This is a genomic window from Dawidia cretensis, from assembly GCF_018598175.1.
GTDB lineage: Bacteria > Bacteroidota > Bacteroidia > Cytophagales > Cyclobacteriaceae > Ohtaekwangia > Ohtaekwangia cretensis.
In genome coordinates this window covers 171,700-196,316 of the sequence record NZ_JAHESE010000001.1, presented here as the reverse complement: position 1 = coordinate 196,316, position 24,617 = coordinate 171,700, and the positions used below count along the sequence as shown (strand labels likewise).

General features: G+C 50.1%; 27 protein-coding genes. 12 read left to right on the top strand and 15 right to left on the bottom strand.

Annotation, left to right across the window (positions count from 1 at the left end):
- Positions 1-50: 50 nt before the first annotated feature.
- From atpE to KK062_RS00815, 7 genes are all read left to right on the top strand, one after another.
- The gene (gene atpE, locus KK062_RS00845; RefSeq protein WP_254082335.1) at positions 51-296 is read left to right on the top strand and encodes an ATP synthase F0 subunit C; all 246 of its coding nucleotides are present in this window, start codon (positions 51-53) and stop codon (positions 294-296) included.
- Between the two features lie 79 nt (positions 297-375).
- The gene (gene atpF, locus KK062_RS00840) at positions 376-870 is read left to right on the top strand and encodes a F0F1 ATP synthase subunit B (protein WP_254082334.1); all 495 of its coding nucleotides are present in this window, start codon (positions 376-378) and stop codon (positions 868-870) included.
- A gap of 2 nt (positions 871-872) precedes the next feature.
- The gene (atpH, locus tag KK062_RS00835; RefSeq protein ID WP_254082333.1) at positions 873-1,433 is read left to right on the top strand and encodes an ATP synthase F1 subunit delta; all 561 of its coding nucleotides are present in this window, start codon (positions 873-875) and stop codon (positions 1,431-1,433) included.
- Positions 1,434-1,478: 45 nt separating this feature from the next.
- Positions 1,479-3,053 carry a F0F1 ATP synthase subunit alpha gene (gene atpA / locus KK062_RS00830; RefSeq protein WP_254082332.1) on the top strand — a complete coding sequence of 525 codons (1,575 nt, stop codon included), beginning with the start codon at positions 1,479-1,481 and terminating at the stop codon, positions 3,051-3,053.
- 33 nt (positions 3,054-3,086) lie between these two features.
- A complete protein-coding gene (atpG, locus tag KK062_RS00825; protein ID WP_254082331.1) occupies positions 3,087-3,977 on the top strand; it encodes an ATP synthase F1 subunit gamma in 891 nt (296 codons plus the stop codon).
- A 55-nt stretch (positions 3,978-4,032) separates the two neighbouring features.
- Complete coding sequence (locus KK062_RS00820) at positions 4,033-4,839, top strand: hypothetical protein (RefSeq protein ID WP_254082330.1); 807 nt, start codon at positions 4,033-4,035, stop codon at positions 4,837-4,839.
- Positions 4,836-5,495 (top strand): class I SAM-dependent methyltransferase, encoded by a 660-nt coding sequence (locus KK062_RS00815; RefSeq protein ID WP_254082329.1) that lies wholly within the window; start codon positions 4,836-4,838, stop codon positions 5,493-5,495. Before KK062_RS00820 ends, KK062_RS00815 begins: the two co-directional genes overlap by 4 nt.
- On the opposite strand, the gene KK062_RS00810 is transcribed toward KK062_RS00815, so the two are convergent.
- From KK062_RS00810 to KK062_RS00785, 6 genes are all read right to left on the bottom strand, one after another.
- Complete coding sequence (locus KK062_RS00810) at positions 5,461-6,666, bottom strand: NAD(P)-dependent oxidoreductase (RefSeq protein ID WP_254082328.1); 1,206 nt, start codon at positions 6,664-6,666, stop codon at positions 5,461-5,463. The genes KK062_RS00815 and KK062_RS00810 overlap by 35 nt on opposite strands.
- A 54-nt stretch (positions 6,667-6,720) precedes the next feature.
- A complete protein-coding gene (locus KK062_RS00805; RefSeq protein WP_254082327.1) occupies positions 6,721-7,494 on the bottom strand; it encodes a TIGR00266 family protein in 774 nt (257 codons plus the stop codon).
- A 7-nt stretch (positions 7,495-7,501) separates the two neighbouring features.
- Positions 7,502-8,989 (bottom strand): M14 family metallopeptidase, encoded by a 1,488-nt coding sequence (locus tag KK062_RS00800; RefSeq protein WP_254082326.1) that lies wholly within the window; start codon positions 8,987-8,989, stop codon positions 7,502-7,504.
- 189 nt (positions 8,990-9,178) lie between these two features.
- Positions 9,179-9,397 carry a hypothetical protein gene (locus KK062_RS00795; RefSeq protein ID WP_317195727.1) on the bottom strand — a complete coding sequence of 73 codons (219 nt, stop codon included), beginning with the start codon at positions 9,395-9,397 and terminating at the stop codon, positions 9,179-9,181.
- Positions 9,398-9,456: 59 nt separating this feature from the next.
- Positions 9,457-10,992, bottom strand: coding sequence for a glutamate--tRNA ligase (gene gltX / locus KK062_RS00790; RefSeq protein WP_254082325.1), 1,536 nt, complete (start codon positions 10,990-10,992; stop codon positions 9,457-9,459).
- 104 nt (positions 10,993-11,096) lie between these two features.
- On the bottom strand, positions 11,097-11,477 hold the full coding sequence (locus tag KK062_RS00785) for a RidA family protein (protein ID WP_254082324.1): 381 nt from the start codon (positions 11,475-11,477) through the stop codon (positions 11,097-11,099).
- Positions 11,478-11,548: 71 nt separating this feature from the next.
- Between KK062_RS00785 and KK062_RS00780 the strand changes: the two genes are divergently transcribed.
- Positions 11,549-12,214 (top strand): 3-hydroxyacyl-CoA dehydrogenase family protein, encoded by a 666-nt coding sequence (locus KK062_RS00780; protein ID WP_254082323.1) that lies wholly within the window; start codon positions 11,549-11,551, stop codon positions 12,212-12,214.
- 54 nt (positions 12,215-12,268) lie between these two features.
- Here KK062_RS00780 and glmS read toward each other — a convergent pair whose 3' ends face one another.
- From glmS to KK062_RS00765, 3 genes are read right to left on the bottom strand one after another with little or no spacing between them, the layout of a single operon-like run.
- A complete protein-coding gene (gene glmS, locus KK062_RS00775; RefSeq protein ID WP_254082322.1) occupies positions 12,269-14,104 on the bottom strand; it encodes a glutamine--fructose-6-phosphate transaminase (isomerizing) in 1,836 nt (611 codons plus the stop codon).
- 14 nt (positions 14,105-14,118) lie between these two features.
- The gene (locus KK062_RS00770) at positions 14,119-15,732 is read right to left on the bottom strand and encodes a DUF4270 family protein (protein ID WP_254082321.1); all 1,614 of its coding nucleotides are present in this window, start codon (positions 15,730-15,732) and stop codon (positions 14,119-14,121) included.
- Complete coding sequence (locus KK062_RS00765; protein WP_254082320.1) at positions 15,716-16,516, bottom strand: glycogen/starch synthase; 801 nt, start codon at positions 16,514-16,516, stop codon at positions 15,716-15,718. Before KK062_RS00765 ends, KK062_RS00770 begins: the two co-directional genes overlap by 17 nt.
- A gap of 123 nt (positions 16,517-16,639) precedes the next feature.
- On the opposite strand from KK062_RS00765, the gene panC reads away from it, so the two are divergent.
- The 3 genes from panC to KK062_RS00750 are packed head-to-tail and all read left to right on the top strand — an operon-like array spanning position 16,640 to position 18,846.
- Positions 16,640-17,494, top strand: coding sequence for a pantoate--beta-alanine ligase (gene panC, locus KK062_RS00760; protein ID WP_254082319.1), 855 nt, complete (start codon positions 16,640-16,642; stop codon positions 17,492-17,494).
- 11 nt (positions 17,495-17,505) lie between these two features.
- Positions 17,506-17,799, top strand: coding sequence for an aspartate 1-decarboxylase (gene panD, locus KK062_RS00755; protein WP_254082318.1), 294 nt, complete (start codon positions 17,506-17,508; stop codon positions 17,797-17,799).
- A 27-nt stretch (positions 17,800-17,826) separates the two neighbouring features.
- Positions 17,827-18,846 (top strand): lysylphosphatidylglycerol synthase transmembrane domain-containing protein, encoded by a 1,020-nt coding sequence (locus tag KK062_RS00750; protein ID WP_254082317.1) that lies wholly within the window; start codon positions 17,827-17,829, stop codon positions 18,844-18,846.
- Here the strand turns inward: KK062_RS00750 and KK062_RS00745 are convergent.
- The 4 genes from KK062_RS00745 to KK062_RS00730 form a co-directional block, all read right to left on the bottom strand.
- A complete protein-coding gene (locus KK062_RS00745) occupies positions 18,830-19,240 on the bottom strand; it encodes an OsmC family protein (protein WP_254082316.1) in 411 nt (136 codons plus the stop codon). The two genes, KK062_RS00750 and KK062_RS00745, sit on opposite strands and share 17 nt — an antisense overlap.
- Positions 19,240-19,818: a nitroreductase family protein gene (locus KK062_RS00740; protein ID WP_254082315.1), complete on the bottom strand. Its 579-nt coding sequence runs from the start codon at positions 19,816-19,818 to the stop codon at positions 19,240-19,242. The genes KK062_RS00745 and KK062_RS00740 overlap by 1 nt, the downstream gene beginning before the upstream one ends.
- Before the next feature lie 40 nt (positions 19,819-19,858).
- Positions 19,859-20,569 carry a pirin family protein gene (locus KK062_RS00735; protein ID WP_254082314.1) on the bottom strand — a complete coding sequence of 237 codons (711 nt, stop codon included), beginning with the start codon at positions 20,567-20,569 and terminating at the stop codon, positions 19,859-19,861.
- A 113-nt stretch (positions 20,570-20,682) separates the two neighbouring features.
- The gene (locus KK062_RS00730; protein WP_254082313.1) at positions 20,683-21,138 is read right to left on the bottom strand and encodes a MarR family winged helix-turn-helix transcriptional regulator; all 456 of its coding nucleotides are present in this window, start codon (positions 21,136-21,138) and stop codon (positions 20,683-20,685) included.
- A 97-nt stretch (positions 21,139-21,235) separates the two neighbouring features.
- Here KK062_RS00730 and KK062_RS00725 point away from each other — a divergent pair, with 97 nt between their 5' ends.
- Complete coding sequence (locus KK062_RS00725; protein ID WP_254082312.1) at positions 21,236-21,745, top strand: YdeI/OmpD-associated family protein; 510 nt, start codon at positions 21,236-21,238, stop codon at positions 21,743-21,745.
- Between the two features lie 5 nt (positions 21,746-21,750).
- On the opposite strand, the gene KK062_RS00720 is transcribed toward KK062_RS00725, so the two are convergent.
- Both KK062_RS00720 and KK062_RS00715 read right to left on the bottom strand, forming a co-directional pair.
- On the bottom strand, positions 21,751-22,290 hold the full coding sequence (locus tag KK062_RS00720; protein ID WP_254082311.1) for a hypothetical protein: 540 nt from the start codon (positions 22,288-22,290) through the stop codon (positions 21,751-21,753).
- Between the two features lie 64 nt (positions 22,291-22,354).
- Positions 22,355-24,556, bottom strand: a complete 2,202-nt coding sequence (locus tag KK062_RS00715; RefSeq protein WP_254082310.1) for a bifunctional alpha,alpha-trehalose-phosphate synthase (UDP-forming)/trehalose-phosphatase — start codon at positions 24,554-24,556, stop codon at positions 22,355-22,357.
- Positions 24,557-24,617 lie beyond the last annotated feature (61 nt).

Here is a 24,617-nt window from a genome sequence, read left to right as displayed (position 1 = left end):
CGGTAACACGGCGCCGGGCTTTAATACACACAATTTAAATACTTACAATTATGTCATTAGCACTTTTATTGGACATCAGCTATGCAATCATGGGCGCTGGCATCGGTGCAGGTCTTGTAGCAATTGGCGCAGGTCTGGGTATCGGTAAAATCGGTGGCTCTGCAATGGAGAGCATGGCTCGTCAGCCTGAAGCTTCTGGTAAGATTCAGGGTGCGATGCTGATCATTGCCGCGCTGATCGAAGTTGCTGCGCTTTTCGCGCTTGTAATTTGCCTGCTGATTTCGTTCAAAGGCTAAAAGCTTTAGAAACCTGCTTTAGGCGTTTGGCCGGGCAGGTTTCTTTATGTTGAAACTACACCAGACTACATACTATATTATGGAACTTCTTACCCCCGGTACGGGCCTTATCATTTGGCAGTTAGTCATCTTCGTAGGTCTATTTTTTCTACTGAGCAAGCTGGCCTGGAAGCCCATTATCGCTTCCCTCAAGGAACGTGAAGTGTCTATTCAGGACGCTTTGTCGACTGCCGAAAAAGCGCGCCTGGAAATAGCGGCGTTGAAGTCAGACAATGAGAAGCTGTTGAAAGCTGCCCGCGAAGAGCGCGACCGGATTCTGCACGAAGCCCGTGAGGCCTCTAACCGCATGAAGGAAGAAGCTCAGGCTGACGCTAAAAAAGCAGCCGACAAAATCATTGACGAGGCACGTGCCGCCATCAATGTAGAGAAGCAAGCCGCCCTCCGCGAAGTAAAGGAGCAGGTGGCGCTGTTCTCTCTCGAAGTGGCCGAGAAGCTTTTGAGAAAGAGCCTCGCCGACGACAAAGCTCAGAAAGAGCTTGTAGCCAACTATGTTAAAGATATTAAAGTTAACTAAGCATGACTGATTTACGGGCAGCATCGCGCTATGTAAAGTCCCTCCTCGGTCTGGCGGTTGAACAGAATGCGCTGGAGGCAGTACACGCAGACATGCAGCTTTTTGCAAAAGTTTGTGCGGAAAACCGACAGTTCGTACTCCTGCTTCACAACCCAATTGTGAAACATGATAAGAAACGCGACATACTGGAGCGTGTCTTCAAAGGCAAAGTACATCCGCTGACGATGGCAATCTTTGACATCATTACCAGGAAGAACCGTGAGCCGCTTTTGCCGGCTATTGCCCGCGAATTCCATACCGCGTACAACGTATATAAAGGCATTGGCACCGCGGTCATTACCACGGCTGTTCCGCTCGATGCTTCGCTCCGTGCTGAGATCGAGAGAATTGCCAAGGGCCTAAGCGAAAGGAAGCAAGTCGAGCTCAAAGAGGTTATCGACAGCGATATGATTGGAGGATTTGTGTTGGAAGTAGGAGACAAGCAGATAGATGCCTCCATCAAGAATAAGCTGAATGCCCTGAAAGTGCAGTTCAGCCACAATCCATACATCAAAGAATTCTAACCCATCCGTACACCATTACTTTAACAATTAACGATTAACGATATTATGGCAGAGATCAGACCGGAAGAAGTATCAGCAATATTGCGCGAGCAACTTTCTCAGTCCCGCACAGAAGCACAACTGGAAGAAGTCGGCACCGTCCTCACCGTTGGTGATGGTGTGGCGCGCATCTATGGTCTTACCCAAGCACAGGCCGGCGAGCTGCTGGAATTTGAAACGGGTCTTCGTGCCCTTGTACTGAACCTAGAAGAAGACAACGTAGGTGCCGTATTGTTGGGTGAATCCAAAGGCATCCGCGAAGGTGATACCGTAAAACGTACCGGCAAGATCGCCTCTATTAGAGTAGGTGATGGTATGCTCGGCCGTGTGGTCGATACACTGGGCGCTCCGATAGACGGCAAAGGCCCTATCGCTGGTGAGCTGTATGAAATGCCCCTCGAGCGTAAAGCGCCGGGTGTAATCTACCGTCAGCCTGTGAACGAACCGCTCCAAACCGGTATTAAAGCGATCGACTCCATGATCCCCGTAGGTCGTGGTCAGCGCGAGCTTATTATCGGCGACCGTCAAACAGGTAAAACTGCCGTGGCGATCGACACCATCATCAATCAGAAAGAATTTTATGAAAAAGGCCAGCCTGTGCTGTGTATCTACGTTGCGATTGGTCAGAAAGCATCGACCGTAGCAACTGTAGTCGCAGCGTTAGAAAAAGCCGGGGCTCTCCCCTTTACCGTGATTGTATCGGCTTCGGCTTCTGACCCGGCTCCGATGCAGTTCTTCGCCCCCTTCACAGGTGCTGCGATTGGTGAATTCTTCCGCGACACCGGCCGCCCGGCCCTGGTAGTATATGACGACTTGTCTAAGCAGGCCGTTGCTTACCGCGAAGTTTCTTTGCTGCTAAGAAGACCCCCCGGACGTGAAGCATACCCGGGTGACGTATTATATCTGCACTCCCGTCTGCTCGAACGTGCCGCGAAGATCATCAACAACGATGCCATCGCACGCGACATGAACGACCTCCCCGCGTCGATCAAACACCTGGTAAAAGGTGGTGGATCGCTGACGGCCCTCCCGATCATTGAAACGCAAGCCGGTGACGTATCGGCTTATATCCCGACCAACGTGATCTCGATTACCGATGGTCAGATTTTCCTCGAAACCAACCTCTTCAACTCGGGTATCCGTCCGGCCATCAACGTAGGTATTTCGGTATCACGTGTAGGCGGTTCGGCACAGATCAAGTCGATGAAGAAAGTAGCGGGTACGCTGAAACTCGACCAGGCACAATTCCGAGAGCTGGAAGCTTTCGCGAAATTCGGTTCTGACCTCGATGCTGCTACCAAGCTGACGATCGAACGCGGAAGAAAAAACACCGAGATCCTGAAACAAGATCAATATGCTCCGGTACCTGTAGAAGAGCAGGTAGCGATCATCACCGCTTCTACGCGTGGTTTCATGGACCGTGTGCCGGTAAACAAAGTGAAAGAATTCGAAAAGGACTTTACACAACTGCTGCGTGCCACCCACCGTCAGGTGCTGGATAACCTTCGTGCTGGTAAATTTGAAGATGCGGATGTTGCGATCATTAAGAAAGTAGCAGCCGACCTGTCAAGCAAATACTGAGCTTAATTATAGAACCCCGACGCAAATACCTGTATGCCGAGTTTAAAAGAAGTTAAGAGCAGAATAACATCCGTTATGTCTACGCAGCAGATCACCCGAGCCATGAAAATGGTGGCGGCGGCAAAATTGCGTAGATCGCAGGATCGGATCACCCAGATGCGCCCGTTTGCTGTGAAGCTTAACGCCATCCTGAAAAATCTTTCTGCCGCTCAGACCGACGGCGATACCGACCACTGGTACAGCCAGGTGCGCGCCGAGAAAAAGATCCTGATCATTTCCGTAAGCTCTGATCGCGGTCTCTGTGGTTCTTTTAATGCCAACGTATTCAAAGGCGTACTGCGCCTGATCGACGAGAAATACAGCGCGCAATTTGCTGCTGGTAATGTTACGATTCTGCCGATCGGTAGAAAAGCAACAGAATTCTTTACTAAACGTGGGGTCTCCACTATAACAGACTTCTCCACATTGTACTCCGCACTGACATTCGGCAACGTATCGAATGCCATGGAGTATGTGATGGAAGCTTTCAAGAACGGTAAGTACGACAAGGTAGAGCTGGTATATAACGAGTTCCGAAACGTAGCAGTACAAATCCTGCGCACGGAGCAAGTGTTACCGATCGTAGCGCCTGCAACGGACAACACGCAGTTATCTAACCAGATCGACTACATCTATCAGCCGGACCAGGAAGAGATCATCACCGGATTGATTCCCAAGTCGCTGAAAATTCAGCTCTTCAAAGCGCTGTTGGATTCCAACGCTGCTGAGAACGGTGCACGTATGTCAGCCATGGACAAGGCGACTGACAATGCCGGGGAGCTCTTAAAACAGCTACGCCTCACGTACAACCGTACCCGTCAGGCAGCCATCACCAAGGAAATCCTCGAGATCGTGGGCGGTGCAGAAGCACTCAAGTCTGCCTAATGATATTTTTCGTAACATTGAAGTCCTCTGACACCTCAGAGGACTTTTCTGTTTTATGGAGCGATTGATCCGCATATACCGGTTTTTCAATCTCCTCAGCATCGACGTGGTGCTGGGTGCCCTATGCAGTGCTGTGTTTTTTGCCAGAATTTTCAACGTCACCATTTACACACAGGGCCTGTTGTCGCTGGGTCTCACGGTCTGGGTAGTATACACCACAGACCATTTGCTCGACGCACGGAAGGTAATTGGCAGCGCGTCCACCGAGCGGCATCAGTTTCACCAACGACACTATCGTATTCTTGTGCCCTGCGTAATCGTGGCTGTACTACTGGATGCCTTGATCGTGTTCTTTATTCGTCGGCCGGTACTGGAAGGCGGCGTCGTGTTGATAGCAGTCGTAGGTATATATTTGCTGGTGCAGCAATACACCAGGATATTCAAAGAGATTTTTATTGCCTGGATGTATACCATAGGTGTATTGCTGCCTTCGATCATGGTTACACGTGTGCCGTATTACACGTGGCCGTGGGTGTTGCTGCTGCAGTTTTTCCTGTTGGCGCTCACGAACCTACTCTTGTTTTCCTGGTTTGATCATGAATTTGATGCCCGCGACAAGCGAAGCTCGTTTGTGACTATCGTGGGGCTTGATCGAACACGCATCATCATCAGGGTGCTTTTTATTATCACGGCTTTGCTAACGTTCTTCTCCCATGAGTTAAAAGCCTCGTTTTGCCTCCTGGCAGCCAATAGCGTGCTGCTAGGCATCTTTTTGAGACCTGAGTTCTTTCGAAAGGCCGATCGTTTTCGCCTTTTGGGCGATGCCGTTTTCTTCGTATTGTTATTCTATACATTGCCATGAAAGATCACATAGTTAACGACTTTAATGGCATTGCCTCGGTGTACGATGCCCTGGCCTCGATGGTATTTGGCAAAAATCTGATCAAATCCCAACACCACTTCCTGCATGTAATTCCTGACGATGCAACGGTATTGATCGTGGGCGGTGGCTCGGGCGAACTATTACAAACCTTGCTACAACAAAAGCCCAAGTGCCAGGTAGTATATGTTGATGCATCCGAGAGAATGATCGAACTGGCACGGCAGCGCGTGCAGAATGCCGCGCGGGTCACATTTCTGTGTGGTACAGAGAGTGTAGAAATGCCCGTGCCCGCATTTACCGTCGTCATTACAAACTTTTATCTCGACCTCTTCACGCAACAGTCGCTGCCAGGAATCATCACACGCTTACGATCGCTGCTCGTGCCGGGAGCCTTGTGGCTTGTTACGGACTTTGTCAAGCCAACGAAACTATGGCAGAAGCTTTTGCTCAAGAGTATGTACTTATTCTTTAGAATTGTGAGCAATATAGAAGCTTCACGTATTTCCGATTGGCAGGAAATGTTGGGCACTGCCGGACTATCCCGCCAGGCGGAAAAGACTTTTTACCATGGAATGATTAAGAGCATAGTCTTCGGTGAGACTACTTCCCGTCTACATAGTCCTGAAGATAATTGAAGGCATCTGTTAAACGACCCTGATCGGCAATCGTTGCGCGTTTAATGATGTCGTCTTGATCGGCATGAATGAGCAATGGCAACACGCGGTTGATCAGGTCCTGTCCAAACTCTTCCGAGGCACTGCGCGGCAGCTCGCAAGGCAGGTTGTCCACCGCCATGACGGTTACATGCTTTTCGTTCGAAAATGGTGGATATAACTGATCTGTTGCAGGATCATAATCATACAACGGATCGGGAATGGTCGTCGCGTGCTTCGTACTCGGAATGGAGCCATCGATGTCGCACGTAATGTCGGCGATGACGGATACCTTGAATTCCGGTGCCAGCATATCCTCACGCGTGAAAAGTACGGGAGCTTTGGGGTTCCAGTACGCACCGGCCATCAGCATGTCGGCCACTTGCGTAAAGATGGTGAAGGAAGATGTATACCGTTCGGGATATATGTGAAATTCTTCCCGGTTAAAAGCTCCGCCTTCTTTGCGTGCATGATAGTCGGCACTGCTTAGCTGGACATATACGGGTTCGTCGAACTTCCTGGTAAGGAAATCATATACTCCTACCTTGCGAATGCCGGCACTATCGAGTGTCTCCATCGACCCCTTGCCTACGCGGCCGGCACCCGTCAAGATGATCTTGATTGGAGGTAGCTTTACTTTACGAAGCTCCAGCTTGAGGTCGTTCACATCAAAACAGTCATGTGCTCGTCGCAGCGAGAATGTGCCATACCGGTTTCCGTATGCCCACAATCCATTGTACGCGCCAACAATACCGGCGTAACGCCCAAAGGCAACAAGCCGGTTGCCGAGTTTATCTTTCAGTACTTCGTAGTCGATCAGGCGTATGCGCCTGGCCAGGACGGCCTGCAACAGCGTGCGGTTATAGGGCTGCTTTTTAATGGTATGTGAAAAGAATAAATAGGTCTTGTTGTCGATCAGTTTATCGATCGGAACTTCTTTGATTCCCATCAATACATCGCAATCACGGACGTCAGCTTGTACGCTGATGCCGTGATCGCGGTATTCTTTATCTTCAAAACAGCGGATTGGGCTTTCCTGGCAGACGATTGTCACTTCGGGAAAACGCTGTTGGATCTCTTCTGTTTGTGCAGGTGTAAAGGGTACCCGTTTATCGGGTGGGACTTTACCCTCCCTGATCAATCCAATTTTCATCCGTATAATTTGCTACTAAGTTAACAGCAAATACTGCTTGTGCCAGCGATGCAGTTAACTTTCAAACAGGCCTCCTAACAAGGAGCCTGACTCCTTGCCGCTATTGCGGCCATACGGCGCCAACGCCTGTACCAGTTTGCGGATCGGCATGGACTGCAGCCATATCTTGCCGGTGCCACGCAGGGTGGCCAGGAATATACCTTCGCCGCCAAAGATCATCGAGCGCAAACCACCGGCCGTCTGTACGTCAAAGTCAATTTGTGATTCAAACGCTACTACACACCCTGTGTCTACACGCAAGGTTTCGTTGTTCAGCGTACGCTCAATAACGGTACCGCCGGCGTGCACAAAAGCCTTACCGTCGCCTTGCAGCTTTTGTAGAATAAAACCTTCGCCACCGACGAGACCTGAACCGAGCTTGCGATTAAATGTGATCGATAACTTCGTACCGTACGCCGCGCAGAGGAAGCCGTCTTTCTGTACGATCAGCTCATGGCCGGGGCTATCGGCCAGTGAAACTGGTATAATGGTGCCGGGATAGGGTGCTGAAAAACCTACCTTGGCTTTGCGATTGCCGCGGTTGGTAAAGTGCGTCATGAAAAGTGACTCACCGGTAATAATACGCGACCCTGCAGACAACAGCTTATCAAAAATACCTTGATTGGGATTGGCACCGTCGCCCATTTTGGTTTCGAACGTAATGCCATCTTCCATAAAGAGCATAGCGCCTGCTTCCGCGATAACGGTTTCCTGCGGGTCGAGCTCGATTTCTACAATCTGTATGCTTTCGCCCTTAATCTGGTAGTCGATTTCGTGTGATCTGGTCATGTTTGGTTTAATTATAGTACTTAAAAACGGGATAGTCCACCGCGTGGTTGTTGATCCCCGCTTTTTCCAGGTAGCTGTCCAGGAAATTCCAGCTAATAAACCCGTCATCCGATTGAGGCTCAAGCACGTAAAAAGCCAGATTTCCCAGCGGCTGCGCCAGGTCGACCATGTAGTCACCTGCCTGAAACTTACGGGAAGCCTTTTCAAACGTACCCTCGGCTGTAGCCATCAGGTGGCCCTCGAATTTGCGTGCACTGCGCTGTACCTTTGTTATCTGAAAGACGTCTCCTTTCAATATTTTACCCTTAGACAATTTCGTAACACGAATGCCCAGCTGTTGTAAATGCAACGCCAGCGTGCTGTGCGCCGCCGGAATGATATATCCCCGCGGAATGGTGCTCTCTACTGTTGGCTGGAACTGCGCGAAATACGGTACGCCGTCATACCGTACAATATTACCCGTACGAAACCACTCCAGTGTACCGTCATCTTTTTTCGTGCCGGTATAGTCGTAGGTGAGAAAGTTGTTTATCACTTCGCCCGATACCATTTTAAACTGTACACCCGCCTTCGCCTGTCCTGCCTGCGTGGCAAACTTGCGCGTCGTTTCCTCATCGGCTGTTTGAGTGACGCGCACGATCTCGTGTGCATGTTGCTGCGTATAGTCCAGGATCTCGGTGACAAAAGAGTATGTGGAGTATATGCGTTGATAAAAGCGCTCGTGCGCAAAAGCCTCGCTTAAGATCGCAATCCGGTTACGAAGACCAAGCTGATTGACCAGGTAACGCGGATGATGATTATAGGTATAAAAATTCTTTACCGGCCAACCCTCCCGCAAATCATAGTCGCCGTAAGGACCGGTTTGTAAATTATACTTCTCACGCATGCGTTGCGTGATCGTGCGGAGCATCCGGTCGTTGGTATACTGGTACACCGACGAGTTTCCGGACGATAGATAGCCGGGCGCCCATGTCAGCGAATAGGCGTGCCACGTGCCGTTGGTTGTATGCAGGTCGACAAAAACATGTGGATCCCAGGTGTTGAGTACGGAAGAGAACAACGCACGTGTTTCCACCGCTTCCTGCTTAATACCGTCGCGGTTCAAATCCCAGCCCTGACTGTTCTCCCGTATGCCCACTTCCATCGGGCTGTCTTCCTGCGATGGCCGACGGCCCTTCTCCATCTTATCATTGCTGTCTGTATTATAGGCGGGAACAAAAAGTAAGATCAGGCTATCGAGCAGACGGTTCTTATCACCCAGCAGAATATCGCGCATCAACATCATCAGCGCTTCTTTTCCTTCCACTTCGCCGGCGTGGATGTTCCCCTGCACGTAGGCTATAGTCTTATGACTGTTCTTCGCGGCCGCAGGTGTAGCAATGCCGTTGCGTGACAGAATGGCCATTTGTATGTCTTTCCCTTCGGGGCTTTTGCCGAGAGAGACAATCTTTACTTCGGAGCTGAGCTTTGAGATAGCTTCCAGAAACGAAGACACTTCTTGACAAGTAGATGTTTTTTGGAAAGCTGTTTTCTCAGGTGTGAGAATCAGCGGGGCCGGCCATACCTTTTGTGCGACGGCTGCCGGTAGTAAAAATAAAGAGAGTACAAAGAGAAGATAGAATCGCATCGGCTTTAGGCTTTTGAACTACTAAAATAAAAAAGCCCGGCCGAATTCGTGTCATTGCTACTTTTTCTTCTTGCCCTTTTTCATCTCGTCGTAATCTTCGCGTTCAGCCAACTTTTTGTCGTCGACGTTCTGATCGAGAAACTCATTGAGCTTCTCAATGTTCATATTCGACTTGATCTCCCCAAACTGGTCGATGGTGATATCCAACCCTTGCAGCTCTTTGTGCACACGTGGTTTGGGTGTAGCGGGGGTCTTTTTTTCCTTCTTTGCCATCATCTTATGCCGTTAAGGCTTTCCAGGCACTTTGTCAGCGCCTGGAAAGTCAGTATACAGTTTTACGCAACTTTGACTTTAATGTTTTGCAGCGCGTAATCAATTCTCTTTACGACCTCATTTTTACCGATGATCTCCATGATCATCATCAGGTCTGGTCCGGCACCCGCACCCGTCAGGGACACGCGCAAGGCTTGCATGATCTTGCCCGTACCTATGCCCAGCGTGCTGGTGACGTGCTCGAGCGTAGCCTTGGCTACGTTCGCATCAAATGCTTCGGTGCTTACTATGGCGTCTTTGAACGCTGTCAGCACTTTCACCGCGTCGTCGTTCCACTTCTTTGACACCACACCTTCTTCGAATTGTGTGGGAGCATGGAAGAAGAACTTCCCTTGCGCCCAGAAGTCTTTCGGGAATGTAGCCCGTTCTTTCATCAACACAGCAATCTGCGTTGCCTTCTCAAATGAGCATTCGATGTTCTCCTGCTCCAGCGATTCCAGCAAATAATTGGCCAGCTCGGCATCGGGCTTGGCACGAAGATACTGTTGGTTAAACCACTGTGCCTTGTGAATGTCAAACTTCGTACCCGCCTTACCAATGCGTTCAATAGAGAATGTTTTGATAAGCTCTTCCATCGAGAAGATTTCCTGCGTAGTGCCCGGGTTCCAGCCGAGGAAGGCCAGGAAGTTGATAAGCGCATCCGGCAGGTACCCCGACTCTTTGTAGCCCGCGGCAACATCGCCGGTATTGGGGTCTTTCCAGGTCAACGGGAAGATTGGGAATCCCAATTGGTCGGCATCGCGCTTGCTCAGCTTTCCGTTACCGTCTGGTTTGAGCAGCAGGGGTAGGTGGGCGAACTGGGGCATCTCATTTTCCCAGCCCAGGTATTTATACAGCAACACGTGCAGCGGCGCTGAAGGCAGCCACTCTTCACCACGGATCACGTGCGAGATCTTCATCAGATAGTCATCCACGACGTTAGCCAAATGATACGTCGGCATACCATCGCTTTTCATCAATACTTTGTCGTCGATCTGCGACGAGTGTACCATCACCCAACCGCGGATCAAATCGTTCAGGCGCACTTCTTCCTTCCGCGGCACCTTCAAACGAATAACATACGGCGTGCTGGCATCCAACAGTGCGCGCACTTCGTCTTCGGGCAGCGTCAGCGAGTTGCGCATTTGTGTGCGCGTAATGCTGTTGTATTGCGGCGAGGCCACACCTGCGGTCTTGAGCCGCTCGCGCATGGCTTCCAGTTCCTGTTCGGTATCAAAGGCATAATACGCGTGGCCATCGTTGATCAGCTGCAAAGCGTATTGCATGTACATGGATTTCCGTTCGGACTGACGGTACGGTGCGTGCGGGCCACCTACGCCTATCCCTTCGTCGATTTTAATGCCGACCCATTCCAACGACTTTAAAATGTATTCTTCTGCTCCCGGCACAAAACGGGTCTGGTCTGTATCTTCTACCCGTAAGATCATGGTGCCGCCGAATTGGCGGGCCAGCAGATAATTATACAAAGCGGTCCGTACCCCACCAATGTGCAACGCACCTGTGGGACTGGGGGCAAAACGTACGCGTACTTCTCTCATGCGCTCGAAATTCTGATTTGGACTGCAAAGGTAACAAATTGGGGTACCGCCTCGCGTATGAAGCAATACGAATTTGCCTGGCTAAAACAGCCTTTTTTAAGATACTATTTAACGGCGATGCACGAAATTTCCACATTCACATCCTTCGGTAAGCGGCTTACCTCTACCGTCTCGCGTGCAGGAGGGTTGGACGGAAAGTACTCGCCGTAAATGGCATTGACCTTCGGGAAATTACCCATGTCTTTCAAAAAGATCGATGTTTTCACGATGTTGGTGAAATCCATACCCGCCGCCTTCAGGATTTCGTCCAGGTTGGTCATGACCTGTTTGGTCTCTTCCTCGATATTGCCCGTCAGCATTTGCCCGGTTGATTGCTGAATCGCAATTTGGCCGCTAACGAACAACATGTTACCAGTTTGGATTGCCTGGCTGTACGGACCGATCGGTGCCGGCGCCGCGGCGGAATAAACGACAGTTTTTGACATGAGATTATGGGTTTAAAAATTACCTTTAGTAAGGACCAAAAATAACAGGACAAAGCCATTTGTAACCAGATATGAAAATTTTAATCGTCGGCCGCGATCAACACTACCAGGAAAGCCTCGTGAAGTTTGGTGACACCCACCACTACACCGTGCTGACCCATTACGACACGCTGCCCCCCCACCTGCTTACGTGCGACCTTGTACTCGACTTCATCGTCGCCGAGCAGCCTCATCAACTGGCTATTTATGCCAATATGCGCAGACCGGTGTTCATCAACACCGTCACCCAAAGCCTGGGTGCCTTCATGTCGCAAGGCAACTTTCAGGGCCCGGCGTGTATTGTCGGATTCAACGGTATGCATACACTGCTGAACCGTCCGCTGTTAGAGTTGGCGCTTGGGAAGGCGGAAGACGAGTCCATTGTAACAGATATTTGCGGACAGCTTCAGACAAAGTACGTGCTGGTAGAAGACCGCGTAGGGCTGGTCACCCCACGCGTTATTTGCATGATCATCAACGAAGCCTACTACACGGCAATGGAGGGCACCGCCACCAAAGAAGCCATTGATGTTGCGATGAAGCTCGGCACCAACTACCCGTATGGTCCTTTTGAATGGTGCGCACGCATCGGTATTCACCAGGTGTATGAATTGTTGGAGGCGGTATATGCCGACACGAAAGACGAACGCTATAAAATCTGCCCGCTGCTGCGGCAGGAGTATCTGCGCAGCAAATAAAAAAGTCCTCCCATAACGAGAGGACTTCCGTATATCTCAAACCAGTTTGTAGTCTTACTCTACTGTCACGGACTTTGCCAGGTTACGCGGCTGGTCTACGTTGCAACCACGCATCACGGCAATGTGATAGGAGAGCAGCTGCAGCGGAATAACGGACACCATCGGCATCAGCGCTTCGTGTACCGCCGGTACTTCAATAACAAACTCCGACATTTTCGGAATCTGCTGGTCGCCTTCCGTTACCACGGAAATTACGCGGCCTTTACGAGCTTTCACTTCCTGAATGTTCGAAACTACTTTCTCGTACGAGCTATCGCGTGTCGCGATGAATACTACTGGCATCTCTTCGTCGATCAGCGCAATTGGACCGTGCTTCATTTCTGCTGCCGGATAACCTTCTGCATGAATGTAGGAAATCTCTTTCAGCTTCAAGGCACCTTCCAATGCCACCGGGAAGTTATAACCGCGACCCAGGTATATAAAGTTGCGGGCATCCTTAAAAGTAGCGGCAATCTCCTGAATCTGATCGTTCAATTTCAATGCCTTCTCTACTTTCTCCGGAATGTTCTCCATCTCGGTCAGCAGCTCGTGCAGCTTTTGCTCTGTAATGGTGCCTTTCTTCTGCGCCACGATCAACGCGATCATGTTCAAGACGGTAAGCTGTGCGGTAAAGGCTTTGGTACTGGCGACACCGATCTCCGGACCGGCGTGCGTATAAGCACCCGCATGTGTAGCGCGCGCAATCGACGAACCTACTACGTTACATACACCGAAGATGATCGCGCCTTTTGATTTGGCAAGCTCGATGGCTGCCAGTGTATCGGCAGTTTCACCGGACTGGGAAATAGCAATTACCACGTCACCCTCACGGATCACCGGGTTTCTATAACGGAACTCCGATGCATATTCAACTTCTACCGGAATGCGGCAGAACTCTTCAAAGAAATACTCGGCCACCAGGCCTGCGTGCCAGGAAGTACCGCACGCTACGATCAGAATACGGTCGGCATTGACAAGCTTGTTAACATACTCGCGCAAGCCGCCCAGGATCAGGCGCCCCGATTGTGAATCCAGACGTCCGCGCAGACAATCCCGAATAGAACGGGGCTGCTCGAAGATCTCTTTGATCATGAAGTGCTCGTAACCACCCTTCTCAATCGCCTCCAATTCAAGGTCGATGGTTTGGATATATGGAGTCAACGGCAGGTTCGCTGTGTCTTTGATGCTCAGCTCGCCGTCGCGAATCACGACTATTTCCTGATCATTCAGGTATATAACTTCATTGGTATACTCCACGATTGGCGTAGCGTCCGATGCCAGGAAGAATTCATTTTTGCCGACACCCACCACCATGGGGCTACCCTTCCGGGCGGCCACAAGCAGGTTCGGATCTTCCAGGGACATGATCACGATGGCATAAGCACCAACTACTTTGGTCAACGCCAGTCGCACAGCTTCTTCCAGGGAGCAACGTTCGTTGTCTTTGATATCTTCAATAAAGTGAATGAACACTTCTGTATCAGTATCGCTGTGGAAGACGTGGCCCTTGCGGAGCAACTCTTGCTTCAGCGAGTTGTAGTTCTCGATAATACCGTTGTGAATAATGGCAAGTTTGCCGGAAGCCGAATAGTGTGGGTGAGCATTCGCGTCATTGGGTTCGCCGTGGGTAGCCCAGCGCGTGTGACCAATACCAATGTGGCTGTCGAGACTCTTGCCTTTCAGGTACTCTTCCAGTTCCGATACTTTTCCTTTCTTCTTATAAACGTTCAATCCACCGTTCAGCAGAGCGATCCCGGCACTATCGTAACCACGATACTCCAGGCGCTTAAGCCCTTTAATGATGATTTCCTGGGCTTGGCGATGCCCTACATAAGCAACAATTCCGCACATAAAAAATAATTGTTTTAATTGATTGCAGGGGTGGTATAATAAACCCGGAGGATGATATTATCCTTCCGGAACGCTGCCCGGTTCAACGTCTTGCCGTTAATATGTCGGCCATACGGAGGATCCGAGGCGGCCGCCGCCGGCGCATAGGGCAGCAGGATAGCCTTCGTAAAGAGCGGAGCATCATCTGTCTTTAGGAACAGTTGTTGGAAGAACCGCGGCGCACTGCCCCGGTAGGTCTTCGTATCCGCCGAATAGTTCAGTGTCAGGAACGTTCTGTTATCGTTCATCACAAAGAAGGTACTGTCAAAGGCGAGACGCGAGCCACGCACGAAATAAAAGTAGTTTGAATAGCTCGTTGTCGCATCGTTGTTGAAGTTAATGAATCCTTCATACGACGCGATGTTATTATACGACGTTTGGTAATCGCCGCTCCGTCCGGGGAACGGCAGCTCGATAAACCGGTTGTTGTTATTGATTAGCTTCACGGCCAGATTACCCGGAGGCGTCAGCACACCGCCATCTTCCACATCTTTAATGATGAACTCGGCATCGTTGATCACGACCTGGCCAAGACCGTCCAGGGCGCTTTTGAATGCAGAGAAATCGATCTTAGTCACGACACCGGTGCCGGCCTGCACGTATCGTAGGTCATTGCCCAGGTCGGTATCCTGATAGAATGTATTTAAACCGCTTAACTCGGATACAGCACGATCTGCTGTAATTTGGTTATAGCTCACCAGGCCTGCAAAAGTAATCGGCAGCATCAGCGAGTCTTCTTTCGTCGTATGATAGTGAATCTCCAAACGCGTCAGCGCGTCGGCGGGATTAAAGCCAATTACTTTGTCGCCTTGCGGAATGATCGCAATACCCTTCAGGTGTTTCTGGAAGAACGCACGGCTCTGCGCGGAATCCGGGTTCTCGCGGATCAGATCAAACAACCGGTGCCCAAACGCGGGGTCCAGGTTTACCGACGTGACGATTTCCGGAGGCGTAGCATCAGCAGCATAGCTGATGTGCTTGTCCCTGTCCACGCCATAGGCTTTGGTACCCAGGGCCACAGGGTTGTACGGTATTGTAGTTTTGCTCAGGTACAGTTGCGGCTGCGGGTATGTAATTTCCTGCGGTTTCTGCTGGCCACCGATGTGTGTGGTCTTCGTTACCGTATATCCTGCCACGAGCCTCTCTGTTACTTCGTGAACGGCAATATGTTGCTGCGTGTTACCGGCAGCGCCATACACGTAAAAGTCATGACGGAACTGAATGGATACCGAGTCAAACACCGCTTCATCGCGTGTAATGACGCCGTTGTTGTTCAGTGTGTCGATTTCGAGCGTATCGGCGGGCAACAACTCGGCGAATGTGGCCGACGCGATGTCACCAAAACGAGAGTCGTTATACCGGCCCACGAGGAACCGGTTCACGTCGTTGACGGCATCATAGTTCGACGTGCGAATAGAATCCAATAGCAGGATGCTACTCGTTACGGGAATGTCGATGGTCTGAAGATCGAATTTGGAATTTGGATTTGGATATCCTAATTGGTTGGCCTCATCTTCGCATGAGAAAAAAAATAAGGCAACTGCCAATACGGTCAGTTGCCCTTGAATGCGATTAACCCACAAGTTCATTATAGAAATTAAAATAGGATTCGGTGTAGTTTTCTTCCTTGATCGTTTCGACTTTCTTCTCTTTGATTTTCTTGAAAAGGCCTTCCAGTTTTTTGGTTTCGCCTTCGGCCAGTACGGCATCCGAAAACTCTACTCCCAATTTGATAAAGCCTTCGAAATCTGCTGACTTCAAGTTGCCCAGCATGTTGTCTTCAATGTCCATCATCTTCACCTTGTCCATAATGTCGCCTTTGAATTTGTGTGTAAAGGCGTTGTTATAGATCGTGAAAACGGTCTTGGTGTTTTTAAACAGCGGGTCGTTCTTGTAGGTCGTCTTGAGATACAGCGGGATAAAGCTTGTGATCCAGTCGTTGCAATGAACTACGTCCGGGGCCCAGCCCAGCTTACGCACGGTTTCAATAACACCCTTGCAGAAAAAGATGGCGCGCTCGTCGTTGTCTTCGTAGAAGTTGTTCTCTTTGTCGTGGAAAACTGACTTGCGATGGAAATAGTCTTCGTTATCGATAAAGTATACTTGAAGCTTGGCGTTCGGAATAGACGCTACTTTAATGATCAGAGGCTTCTCTTCATCCCCCACGGCAATGTTAATACCCGACAGCCTCACTACTTCATGTAACCGGTTCTTACGTTCGTTGATGATACCAAAACGCGGCACGAGAATTCTGATCTCCATTCCCTTTTCCTGCATGGCTTGCGGAAGCTTACGGACAAAGTCCGCTACTTCTGAAGTTTGCAAAAATGGGTTTATCTCGCTGGCTACATAAAGAATACGGAGTTTTGACATATTACTTAGATTTTAAAAGTAGAACGGAAAATTGAGCCACAAAAGTACAAAAAAATACCCCCTGGATCAACTTATTTTCCTTTTTCCCTATATCTTTGACCCCCTTTGCCAAAGTGGCGTAAAATGGAGATTTTCAAGCAAATAGCCCCATTAAAAGCCTTTCTGAACGCCCAAAAACGCGCGGGTAAGTCCATCGGACTCGTCCCGACCATGGGTGCGCTACATGCGGGGCATTTATCACTCATTACGACTTCAGCAGCGCAGAACGATGTAACGGTTTGCTCCATCTTTGTAAACCCTACACAGTTCAACAATCCCGGCGACCTGCAGAAATATCCCCGCACTCTAGATAAAGACACTTTATTACTCGAAAAAGTTGAGTGTGATGCTGTTTTTTGTCCGGACGCGAGTGAAATGTATCCTGAGAGATCAATTATCAAGTTCGATTTCGGCCACCTGGACAAGGTTATGGAAGGTGCTTTCCGTCCAGGGCACTTTAGCGGCGTTGGATTGGTCGTTTCTAAGCTGTTTAATATCATTCAACCTACCCACGCTTATTTCGGCCAAAAAGACTGGCAGCAGTTCGCGGTGATACGTCGCCTGGTGGACGAGCTGAATTTCGACCTGGAGCTCACCAGCGTGCCAACCTCGCGTGAAGACGACGGCCTGGCTATGTCCTCACGTAACCTTCGTTTAAATCCCGAGCAACGGCAGGTAGCCACTGTGTTCTACGAATCGCTCATGGCCGCCAAACAGGCCCTGCAGCAAGGTAAAACGGTACAAGAGACCCGCGCCATAGTGCAGACAAAATTTGACGAACGGCGCGTTTCACTGGAATACTTTGAATTAGCCGACAGCAAAAACTTAAATATCCTGGAAAACGTTAAGGCGTCAGACGCGCCTTCAGGCCAGCCGATCATGTGTATAGCAGGTTTTGTAGGGGAAGTCCGATTGATCGACAACATGTTTTTACAGTAACAACTACCAACGTGAGAATTGAAGTTCTAAAGTCGAAAATACACCGCGCAAAGATCACACAGGCCGAGCTGCACTACGTGGGCAGCATCTCCATCGACGAAGACTTGTTGGACGCGGCCAACATGATCGAAGGCGAAAAAGTAACGGTTGTAAACGTTAACAACGGCGAGCGCCTCGAAACCTATATCATTCGCGGCGAACGCGGCTCCGGCATGGTATGCCTCAATGGTCCTGCAGCGCGTAAAGCACAGGTCGCGTTCAAACCGACCATTATATTCCCCACCCCCGACAATAAACTGTCCTAAGACCAGGACCACACTCAACCCTATACCGTGACTGTATCTTCCCGCTTCAAGACCATCCTCCAGTACGCGTTCATCTTTGCTGTCACCTTTCTATTAATAGGGTTATCACTGCGTGGCTTGAAGGGTGAGAACAAGCTGGAATACCTTAACGTCACCTGGCAGTCAGCTAACAAAGGCTGGCTGTTGCTCATGGCGGTCATTGCTATGTTGAGTCACCTGGTGCGCGCCGCCCGCTGGCGTATGCTCATGGGCCCTGCTGGCTATACCCCCTCGTTGGCGAATAGCTTCTATTCCCTCATGGTAGGCTACCTCGTAAACCTCGTCATCCCCCGCGGTGGCGAAGTGTCGCGCTGCTATAATTTATACAAGCTGGAAAAGGTGCCGGTAGACATGTCATTTGGTACCGTGGTTGTGGAACGCATCATCGACTTGCTCTGCCTGTTGACGTTAATCGTCATCTCGTTTGCCGTGGAGTCGCAAAAGTTATTCGCCTTCGTAGAAACATTACCGATCAACCTATCCAATAGTACCAATCGCCTGCAGACGCTGCTATATATCGTAGTGCCCGTACTCATGGTGGGTGCATTTGCGGTATGGTTTGTAAAACGTAACGAGCGCGTTATGAATTTTATCCGTAAAACGTGGTATGGATTCAGAGAGGGACTGCTTTCCGTATTCCGGTTGGAAAATAAAGCGCAATTTATATTCTACTCCGCCGCCATCTGGATGCTATACTTCCTGATGAGCTATACGGTGTTGAAAGCATTCCCGTCTACCGCCGAGCTGGGCTTTGGTGCTGTGCTGAGCTTGTTCGCTATCGGTTCCATTGCTATGGCGGTACCGCTGCCGGGAGGCACGGGCTCCTATCATCTGCTGGTACCCCAGGGGTTGGTTTTTTTATACCATGTCAATAGTGCCGATGCCACAGCCTTCACCTTCATTTTCCACGGCTGGCAAACAGCCATCATGATTCTCGCCGGTGCAATTTCCCTGTTGCTGACGTCCCACCGGGTGAAGCGCGAAGCACTTATCAGCGAGGAGCAGTAGCCGACAGGTTTGTCTGAATTTCGATGGGATTGGTCAGCGTCTTGTGCACAGGACATGCATTGGCGATCTGTAACATTCGCTTGCGCTGCGGTTCATCCAGGTTGCCGGTAATAACAACGTCGCGGTGAAAGATCGTTTTTCCCTCGACCTGCTCGCTTAGTACCTTCACTTGTATTTGCTGTACATCGAAGTTTTTGCGATTGGCATACATCCGCAACGTAATGGCCGTGCAGGAAGCGAGCGACATACGCAGGAAATCGTGGGGGGACGGCCCTCGGTCCGAGCCGCCGCTCTCGATAGGCTCGTCGGCGTGTAATGTGTGCGCTGTCGACTCCAGGGTGGTGTAGTACGAATCGGTACCGATCGTTGCCACCGCAGTTTTTTCAGGGATCATTAGAAAGTTCTGTTCATAACAAATTCTTGCTGCAGAAAACGCTCGCGTGGTGCCAGCTCGCGCAGCTTGAGCTTTTCCGGAAGAGAGGCTGGGTCGCCGGGATAACCGACGGCCAAAAATACACCGACTTCAAATGTATCGGGCACCTGCAGGTTGACAACAGCCTTCGGCATATCAAAGCCCGCCATCTGGCGCACTTGCAGGCCCAGCTCCACCGCCTGTAACGACAGGAAGGAGTTGGCTCCTCCCAGGTCGTACATGGCGTGTGCATTGGCGCTGCTGTAGCGCGTAAAATGTTTGCGTGCCAGGCTGGCGATCAGCAACGGAGCATCCTTGGTCCATATCTTATTCCCCTCGTCGAGACAATCAAACATTTTGTTCCAAAGTGTTTCCTGGTCGCGTGTGGCGTAGATATATACCCAAGGTTGCTCATTGGCGCTGGACGGTGCCCAGCGCGTGGCCTCGAACAGCGAGTAGATCTTCTCGCCTTCGATCGGGACCGCTGAAAATGCCCGTGTGCTCTTCCTGTTTTGTATCAGTGCCGTAACCGGATATTCGATCGTGGATGACTTCTGCATAGCTTCTAGGATCACAAATACGGCAGGTAATTTACACTTTTTAATTCATCGGTACTTCCATCAACAGGATTTCAGCATCCTCATCCGCCAGAATCGATAAGCTCTCTGTATTCCAGATGCCAAATCCATCACGACGCTCCAGACGCTGTCCTTGTATCGTTACGCTTCCTTCAAGTACAAACGCGTACACACCCGTACCTTGTTTGTGGAGGGTGTACTCCGTTTGAAAACCTTTCTTCAGATTGCCAAGCGAAAACCAGGCATCCTGGTTGATGCGTACGCTCTCCGGCGAATCCGTCGGTGCTACTACCACCTGTAATTTATTCACGCGGTCTTCGGGCAGATACGTCTTCTGCTCATAGCGTGGCTGTATGTTTTTTTCTTTCGGGAACACCCAGATCTGCAGAAATTTTACCGGCTTATCCGAATTCCTATTGTATTCCGAGTGATAGATGCCCGTGCCGGCGCTCATGATCTGTACATCATTTTGCTGGATTACGGCCGTGTTCCCCATGCTGTCTTTGTGCTCCAGGTCGCCGTGCAGCGGGATCGAAATGATCTCCATGTTATCGTGCGGGTGGGTGCCAAAGCCTTTGCCCGGAGCCACTGCGTCGTCGTTCAGGACACGCAACGCCCCAAAATGCATGCGGGTGGGGTCGTAATAATGCGCGAAGCTAAACGTATGGTGACTATCCAGCCAGCCGTGATTAGCATTACCACGGGTGTTTGATTTGTGCAGTACGGTATTCATAAAAGGTATTTGTTGTTTGATCGTCCTTCCGACCAATGTTCAATGACTTAACACAACCCCCTCGACCGAAGTTCACACAACTGTTGTTATTACAACAATTGTCATAAAATTTTTTAACTGCGCAGCTTATCCAAAATGCGGTTCAACTCGCGAGCCTCTTTTTTCGTGAGATTTTCAAAGACAGAAAGGAATGATGACCCACGGTCATCAGCATCCATTCTTTTCAGCATAGACAGGCCTTTGTCCGTCACACGGATATCTACTTGCCGGCGGTTGTCCTCCCGAATCTCGCGGCTCACCAGTCCTTTCTGGCGCAACTTCTCTACCAGGCGCGTGCAATTGCTGTTCTTGTCAATCATTCGGGCCGAGACTTCAGCCAGCATCATGCTCTGCGGATGCGCCCCTCGCAAAATGCGCAATACATTGAATTGCTCGGGTGTAATATCGAACTTCTTCAGATAGGTCGCATGTACGTTATACAGCCAGCTGCCGGTATAAAGAATGTTGATGCTGGCTTTATGATATTCATTTTGAAACTTCTCCTGCTTAATATCTTGCTCGAGTGACATATCTGTTCGTTCGGGTTACAGCACAATTCAAAGTAAGAACAATAGTTGTAAACACAATGTTCAGCTGGACGTGCCGAAATTTTGTACCTTGCCTGGTATGGTAAAGTTTAATGCCAAGGTGCTGAAGTTCGAGAAAAAAGGAGAAAAAAGCGGCTGGACCTATATTGAAATACCCGCCACCCAGGCCAACAAGTTAAAGCCCGGCACCAAAGTGTCTTTTCGCGTCAAAGGCGCCCTGGATTCCTTCGCCTTCGAAAAACTGGCGCTGCTTCCCATGGGCGAAGGCAGTTTTATCCTGCCGCTGAATGCCACCCTTCGCAAGGGTACCGGCAAAAAAATGGGGGATACTATTAAGGTGGTCATGGAACCCGACGATCGGGCTTTACAGCTCTCCGCCGACCTGCTAAAATGCCTCAAGGATGATCCTGAAGCTATGAAATATTTTAAGTCACTGGCACCTTCACACCAGGCCTACTTCAGCAAATGGATCGAGAGCGCCAAAACAAATGCCACCAAAACCAAACGCATCGTCCTAACTATGACGGCCTGCGCTAAAAAACAAAGTTATTCCGAGATGATACGTTCGTCGCGCGAATTTGAGCGCTGATAGGATTACTTAGCGGACTTGCCTTTCGCCGGGGCTTTGCCCTTGGCAGCCTTCTTTGGAGCCTCTGCCTTCGGGGCGTTTTTTGCACCTTCAACTTTTTTCTTGCCGGCCTCGCTCATGGCAAAGCTGCGCGTCATAGTCTTGATGTGCTCAACCCTCCGCAGCCGGAGGGCGCTCCAATCTTCGTCAATCGCCACCATGCGTACGGGCTCGAACCCCAGTGTACCAAAGGCATTCCACCCCGTATCACGATTAAAGTCACAGGTATATTTCTTCGACGTGCCTTTCGGGTATGCAAACCACAACACCGCATCGTCTTCCAGCACCTGCGGCACCTTTGTCGCCATGCCGTCAATTTGCCGCTGTGTCTTTACAAATGCCAGTATGAAGTTTACCTGCCTGGCGCCGGTCAGTGACGTCTTGATAGTGGCAAATGCTTCCATGCCTTTCATATTAGGGACGAAGCTTTCAGGCGCGTCGATGATGTAGAGTGTCGCTTGATCTTTGTAGTTCAGCTTTTTGAACACGGAGTCTAGTCCAGGCATAGCAGACGGTATAAAATTGGTGAGGCCTAAAGTACAAAAAAACAATAAACCGTCCGTCCGTGAATTAATGTGCGAGTTTATTCAGCAGCTGAATAACACCCTGTTGTGACGGTATATTGTAGTGCGCCAGGGTATGGCCTGCGCCCACTTTAATCGTAACGGCTTTTTCAGTCAGCGCCCGGAACATATCTTCATCCGTTTTATCATCACCAATGGCTAGTACAAAATCGTATGCGTGGTCATCGACCAGCCGCCGCGCAGCATTTCCTTTATCAACACCTGCTACACGTACCTCGATCACCTTATTGCCATCGATGATCTGCAACTGCCCGTTACGCACCAGGTGAAAAAGATTGTCCAGCAGCTCGCGCGAACGCACGAAGCCCAGCTCGGCGTCAACATTACGATAGTGCCACGCAAGCGTATGATTCTTTTCTTCAATAAACGCCCCTGGGCTTCGTTGTGCAAAAAGTTCCAGCGTCGGACGGATCAGGGGCTTCCAGGTTTGGTCGATTGCTTCTCCATGCGTCCATGGACCGTTCTTGAGACGTATAGAAGCGCCGTGCTCCGCCACCAGGTTGAGCGCCAAATCGCTAAACCATTCCTCCAACGTAGAGCTGTCACGTCCGCTAATGATCGTAATGTCGGTTTGTGTATTGGCCGAAAGCTCTCCCAACAGTTTCAACAGATTCTCATCCGGCCGCGCTTGTGATGGGTGGCGTGCAAAAGGCACCAGCGTGCCGTCATAATCTAATAATAGGTGACGCGTACCGGCATGGTGGAAGTCGTCGGTAATGTGTTTTACTACATTGGCCGTGACAGCTTTCGTTTCTTGCTCATGCTGCTGAACGCGCACATCTTCCAATTGCTTCAGAAAATCGTTCACCCAATGAATAACAGTATAATCTTTCAATCGTTTTTGCAGCAGTTTCATATTGTGCCGTTGCTCTTGCACCGGCATTGTCAAGGCCGTAGAAATAGCATTGGCCATGTCAGTCGTATCTACGGGGTTCACCAACAAAGCCTCACCCATTTCATTCGCCGCGCCCGCCAGCTCGCTCAAGATGAGCACGCCATCCTCCTGCGCCCGGCTCGCGACATATTCCTTTGCCACCAGGTTCATGCCATCACGCAACGGTGTGATCAACGCGGCATCCGCTGCTTCATATAATGCACAGAGCTCATCAAAGGCCAGGTTGCTATATCTGTATATAATAGGCTGCCACGACAACGTTGAGTGTTTGCCGTTGATACTGCCCACTTGCTCTTCAATTAATTTCAAACGCTCGTTGTACTTGGAAATGATCTGCCGCGAAGGCACGACCACCAATACAAATACGACGCGCTCCTTCCATTCCGGATAAGCCTCCAGGAATTTCTCAAATCCCACCAGACGGTGCGTAACGCCTTTGGTATAATCCAGACGATCCACCGAAAATATGACCTTTTTATCCTGGAAGTTTTTACGAATCGTATCCCGTTGCTCGATCACGGCGGGCACATTGGCTGCATCGTGAAATTTCGTATAGTCGATCCCCAGCGGGAACAAGTCAGCTTTAATAATGCGATTATCTACTACGATGGAGCGGAACTGGTGATCGTGCCCCGCTACCATACGTACCGTCTTCAAAAAGTGCTGGACATATTCATGCGTATGAAACCCAACCAGATCCGCGCCTAACATACCGCGAATGATTTTCTCCTTCCAGGTGCGGTGTAACATCCGGAAGATCTCATACGAAGGAAAAGGTATGTGTAAAAAGAATCCAATGGAGATGTCAGGCAGTTTCTGACGGATCATGTCCGGTAATAACAGCAACTGATAATCGTGGATCCATAACGTATCACCGGGTTGCAAGAAGGAGAGAAGCATATCGGCGAATGCCTGGTTTACGGCTTCATACGCCTGAAAAGTTTCATCATCATACTCCACGTAAGAAGGAAAATAGTGAAACAGCGGCCAGAGAGTGGCGTTGCAAAAGCCGTTATAAAACTTATTATAGGTTTTTTTCTCAATGAAGATCGGGTCGATCTCAAAGGTCGCTTCGGTATTCTCTTGTGCCTTGAATTTTTTCCAACGCTTTTCGGGGAAATCCGCAGCCCCCACCCAGCGCTTTTCAATAGCACCACCCTTGCGGGCTTCTTCTTCAAAATAGCTTTTCAGGGCCGTTACCAGACCACCATCACTTTGCCGGAGGGTAACTTTACCCTCACTCTCCTGCACTTGGTATGGCAGGCGATTGGATACAACGATGAGTCTCTTCATAGGTTAAATATTTTACCGCTCCGAGTTTATACAGCCGAAATAAGCTGGCGAAGCAGACGGG

Bases quoted from the DNA above. Each gene is read 5' to 3' on its own strand.
- glmS (WP_254082322.1), bottom strand. From the start codon at position 14,104: ATGTGCGGAATTGTTGCTTATGTAGGGCATCGCCAAGCCCAGGAAATC.
- gltX (WP_254082325.1), bottom strand. From the start codon at position 10,992: ATGAGAGAAGTACGCGTACGTTTTGCCCCCAGTCCCACAGGTGCGTTG.
- panC (WP_254082319.1), top strand. From the start codon at position 16,640: ATGGAGATTTTCAAGCAAATAGCCCCATTAAAAGCCTTTCTGAACGCC.
- KK062_RS00720 (WP_254082311.1), bottom strand. From the start codon at position 22,290: ATGCCTGGACTAGACTCCGTGTTCAAAAAGCTGAACTACAAAGATCAA.
- KK062_RS00765 (WP_254082320.1), bottom strand. From the start codon at position 16,516: ATGTCAAAACTCCGTATTCTTTATGTAGCCAGCGAGATAAACCCATTT.
- KK062_RS00805 (WP_254082327.1), bottom strand. From the start codon at position 7,494: ATGACCAGATCACACGAAATCGACTACCAGATTAAGGGCGAAAGCATA.
- KK062_RS00745 (WP_254082316.1), bottom strand. From the start codon at position 19,240: ATGATCCCTGAAAAAACTGCGGTGGCAACGATCGGTACCGATTCGTAC.
- atpG (WP_254082331.1), top strand. From the start codon at position 3,087: ATGCCGAGTTTAAAAGAAGTTAAGAGCAGAATAACATCCGTTATGTCT.
- KK062_RS00715 (WP_254082310.1), bottom strand. From the start codon at position 24,556: ATGAAGAGACTCATCGTTGTATCCAATCGCCTGCCATACCAAGTGCAG.
- KK062_RS00780 (WP_254082323.1), top strand. From the start codon at position 11,549: ATGAAAATTTTAATCGTCGGCCGCGATCAACACTACCAGGAAAGCCTC.
- KK062_RS00795 (WP_317195727.1), bottom strand. From the start codon at position 9,397: ATGATGGCAAAGAAGGAAAAAAAGACCCCCGCTACACCCAAACCACGT.
- KK062_RS00770 (WP_254082321.1), bottom strand. From the start codon at position 15,732: ATGAACTTGTGGGTTAATCGCATTCAAGGGCAACTGACCGTATTGGCA.
- KK062_RS00785 (WP_254082324.1), bottom strand. From the start codon at position 11,477: ATGTCAAAAACTGTCGTTTATTCCGCCGCGGCGCCGGCACCGATCGGT.
- KK062_RS00810 (WP_254082328.1), bottom strand. From the start codon at position 6,666: ATGAAAATTGGATTGATCAGGGAGGGTAAAGTCCCACCCGATAAACGG.
- atpA (WP_254082332.1), top strand. From the start codon at position 1,479: ATGGCAGAGATCAGACCGGAAGAAGTATCAGCAATATTGCGCGAGCAA.
- KK062_RS00725 (WP_254082312.1), top strand. From the start codon at position 21,236: ATGGTAAAGTTTAATGCCAAGGTGCTGAAGTTCGAGAAAAAAGGAGAA.
- atpH (WP_254082333.1), top strand. From the start codon at position 873: ATGACTGATTTACGGGCAGCATCGCGCTATGTAAAGTCCCTCCTCGGT.
- KK062_RS00815 (WP_254082329.1), top strand. From the start codon at position 4,836: ATGAAAGATCACATAGTTAACGACTTTAATGGCATTGCCTCGGTGTAC.
- atpF (WP_254082334.1), top strand. From the start codon at position 376: ATGGAACTTCTTACCCCCGGTACGGGCCTTATCATTTGGCAGTTAGTC.
- KK062_RS00730 (WP_254082313.1), bottom strand. From the start codon at position 21,138: ATGTCACTCGAGCAAGATATTAAGCAGGAGAAGTTTCAAAATGAATAT.
- KK062_RS00820 (WP_254082330.1), top strand. From the start codon at position 4,033: ATGGAGCGATTGATCCGCATATACCGGTTTTTCAATCTCCTCAGCATC.
- KK062_RS00735 (WP_254082314.1), bottom strand. From the start codon at position 20,569: ATGAATACCGTACTGCACAAATCAAACACCCGTGGTAATGCTAATCAC.
- KK062_RS00740 (WP_254082315.1), bottom strand. From the start codon at position 19,818: ATGCAGAAGTCATCCACGATCGAATATCCGGTTACGGCACTGATACAA.
- atpE (WP_254082335.1), top strand. From the start codon at position 51: ATGTCATTAGCACTTTTATTGGACATCAGCTATGCAATCATGGGCGCT.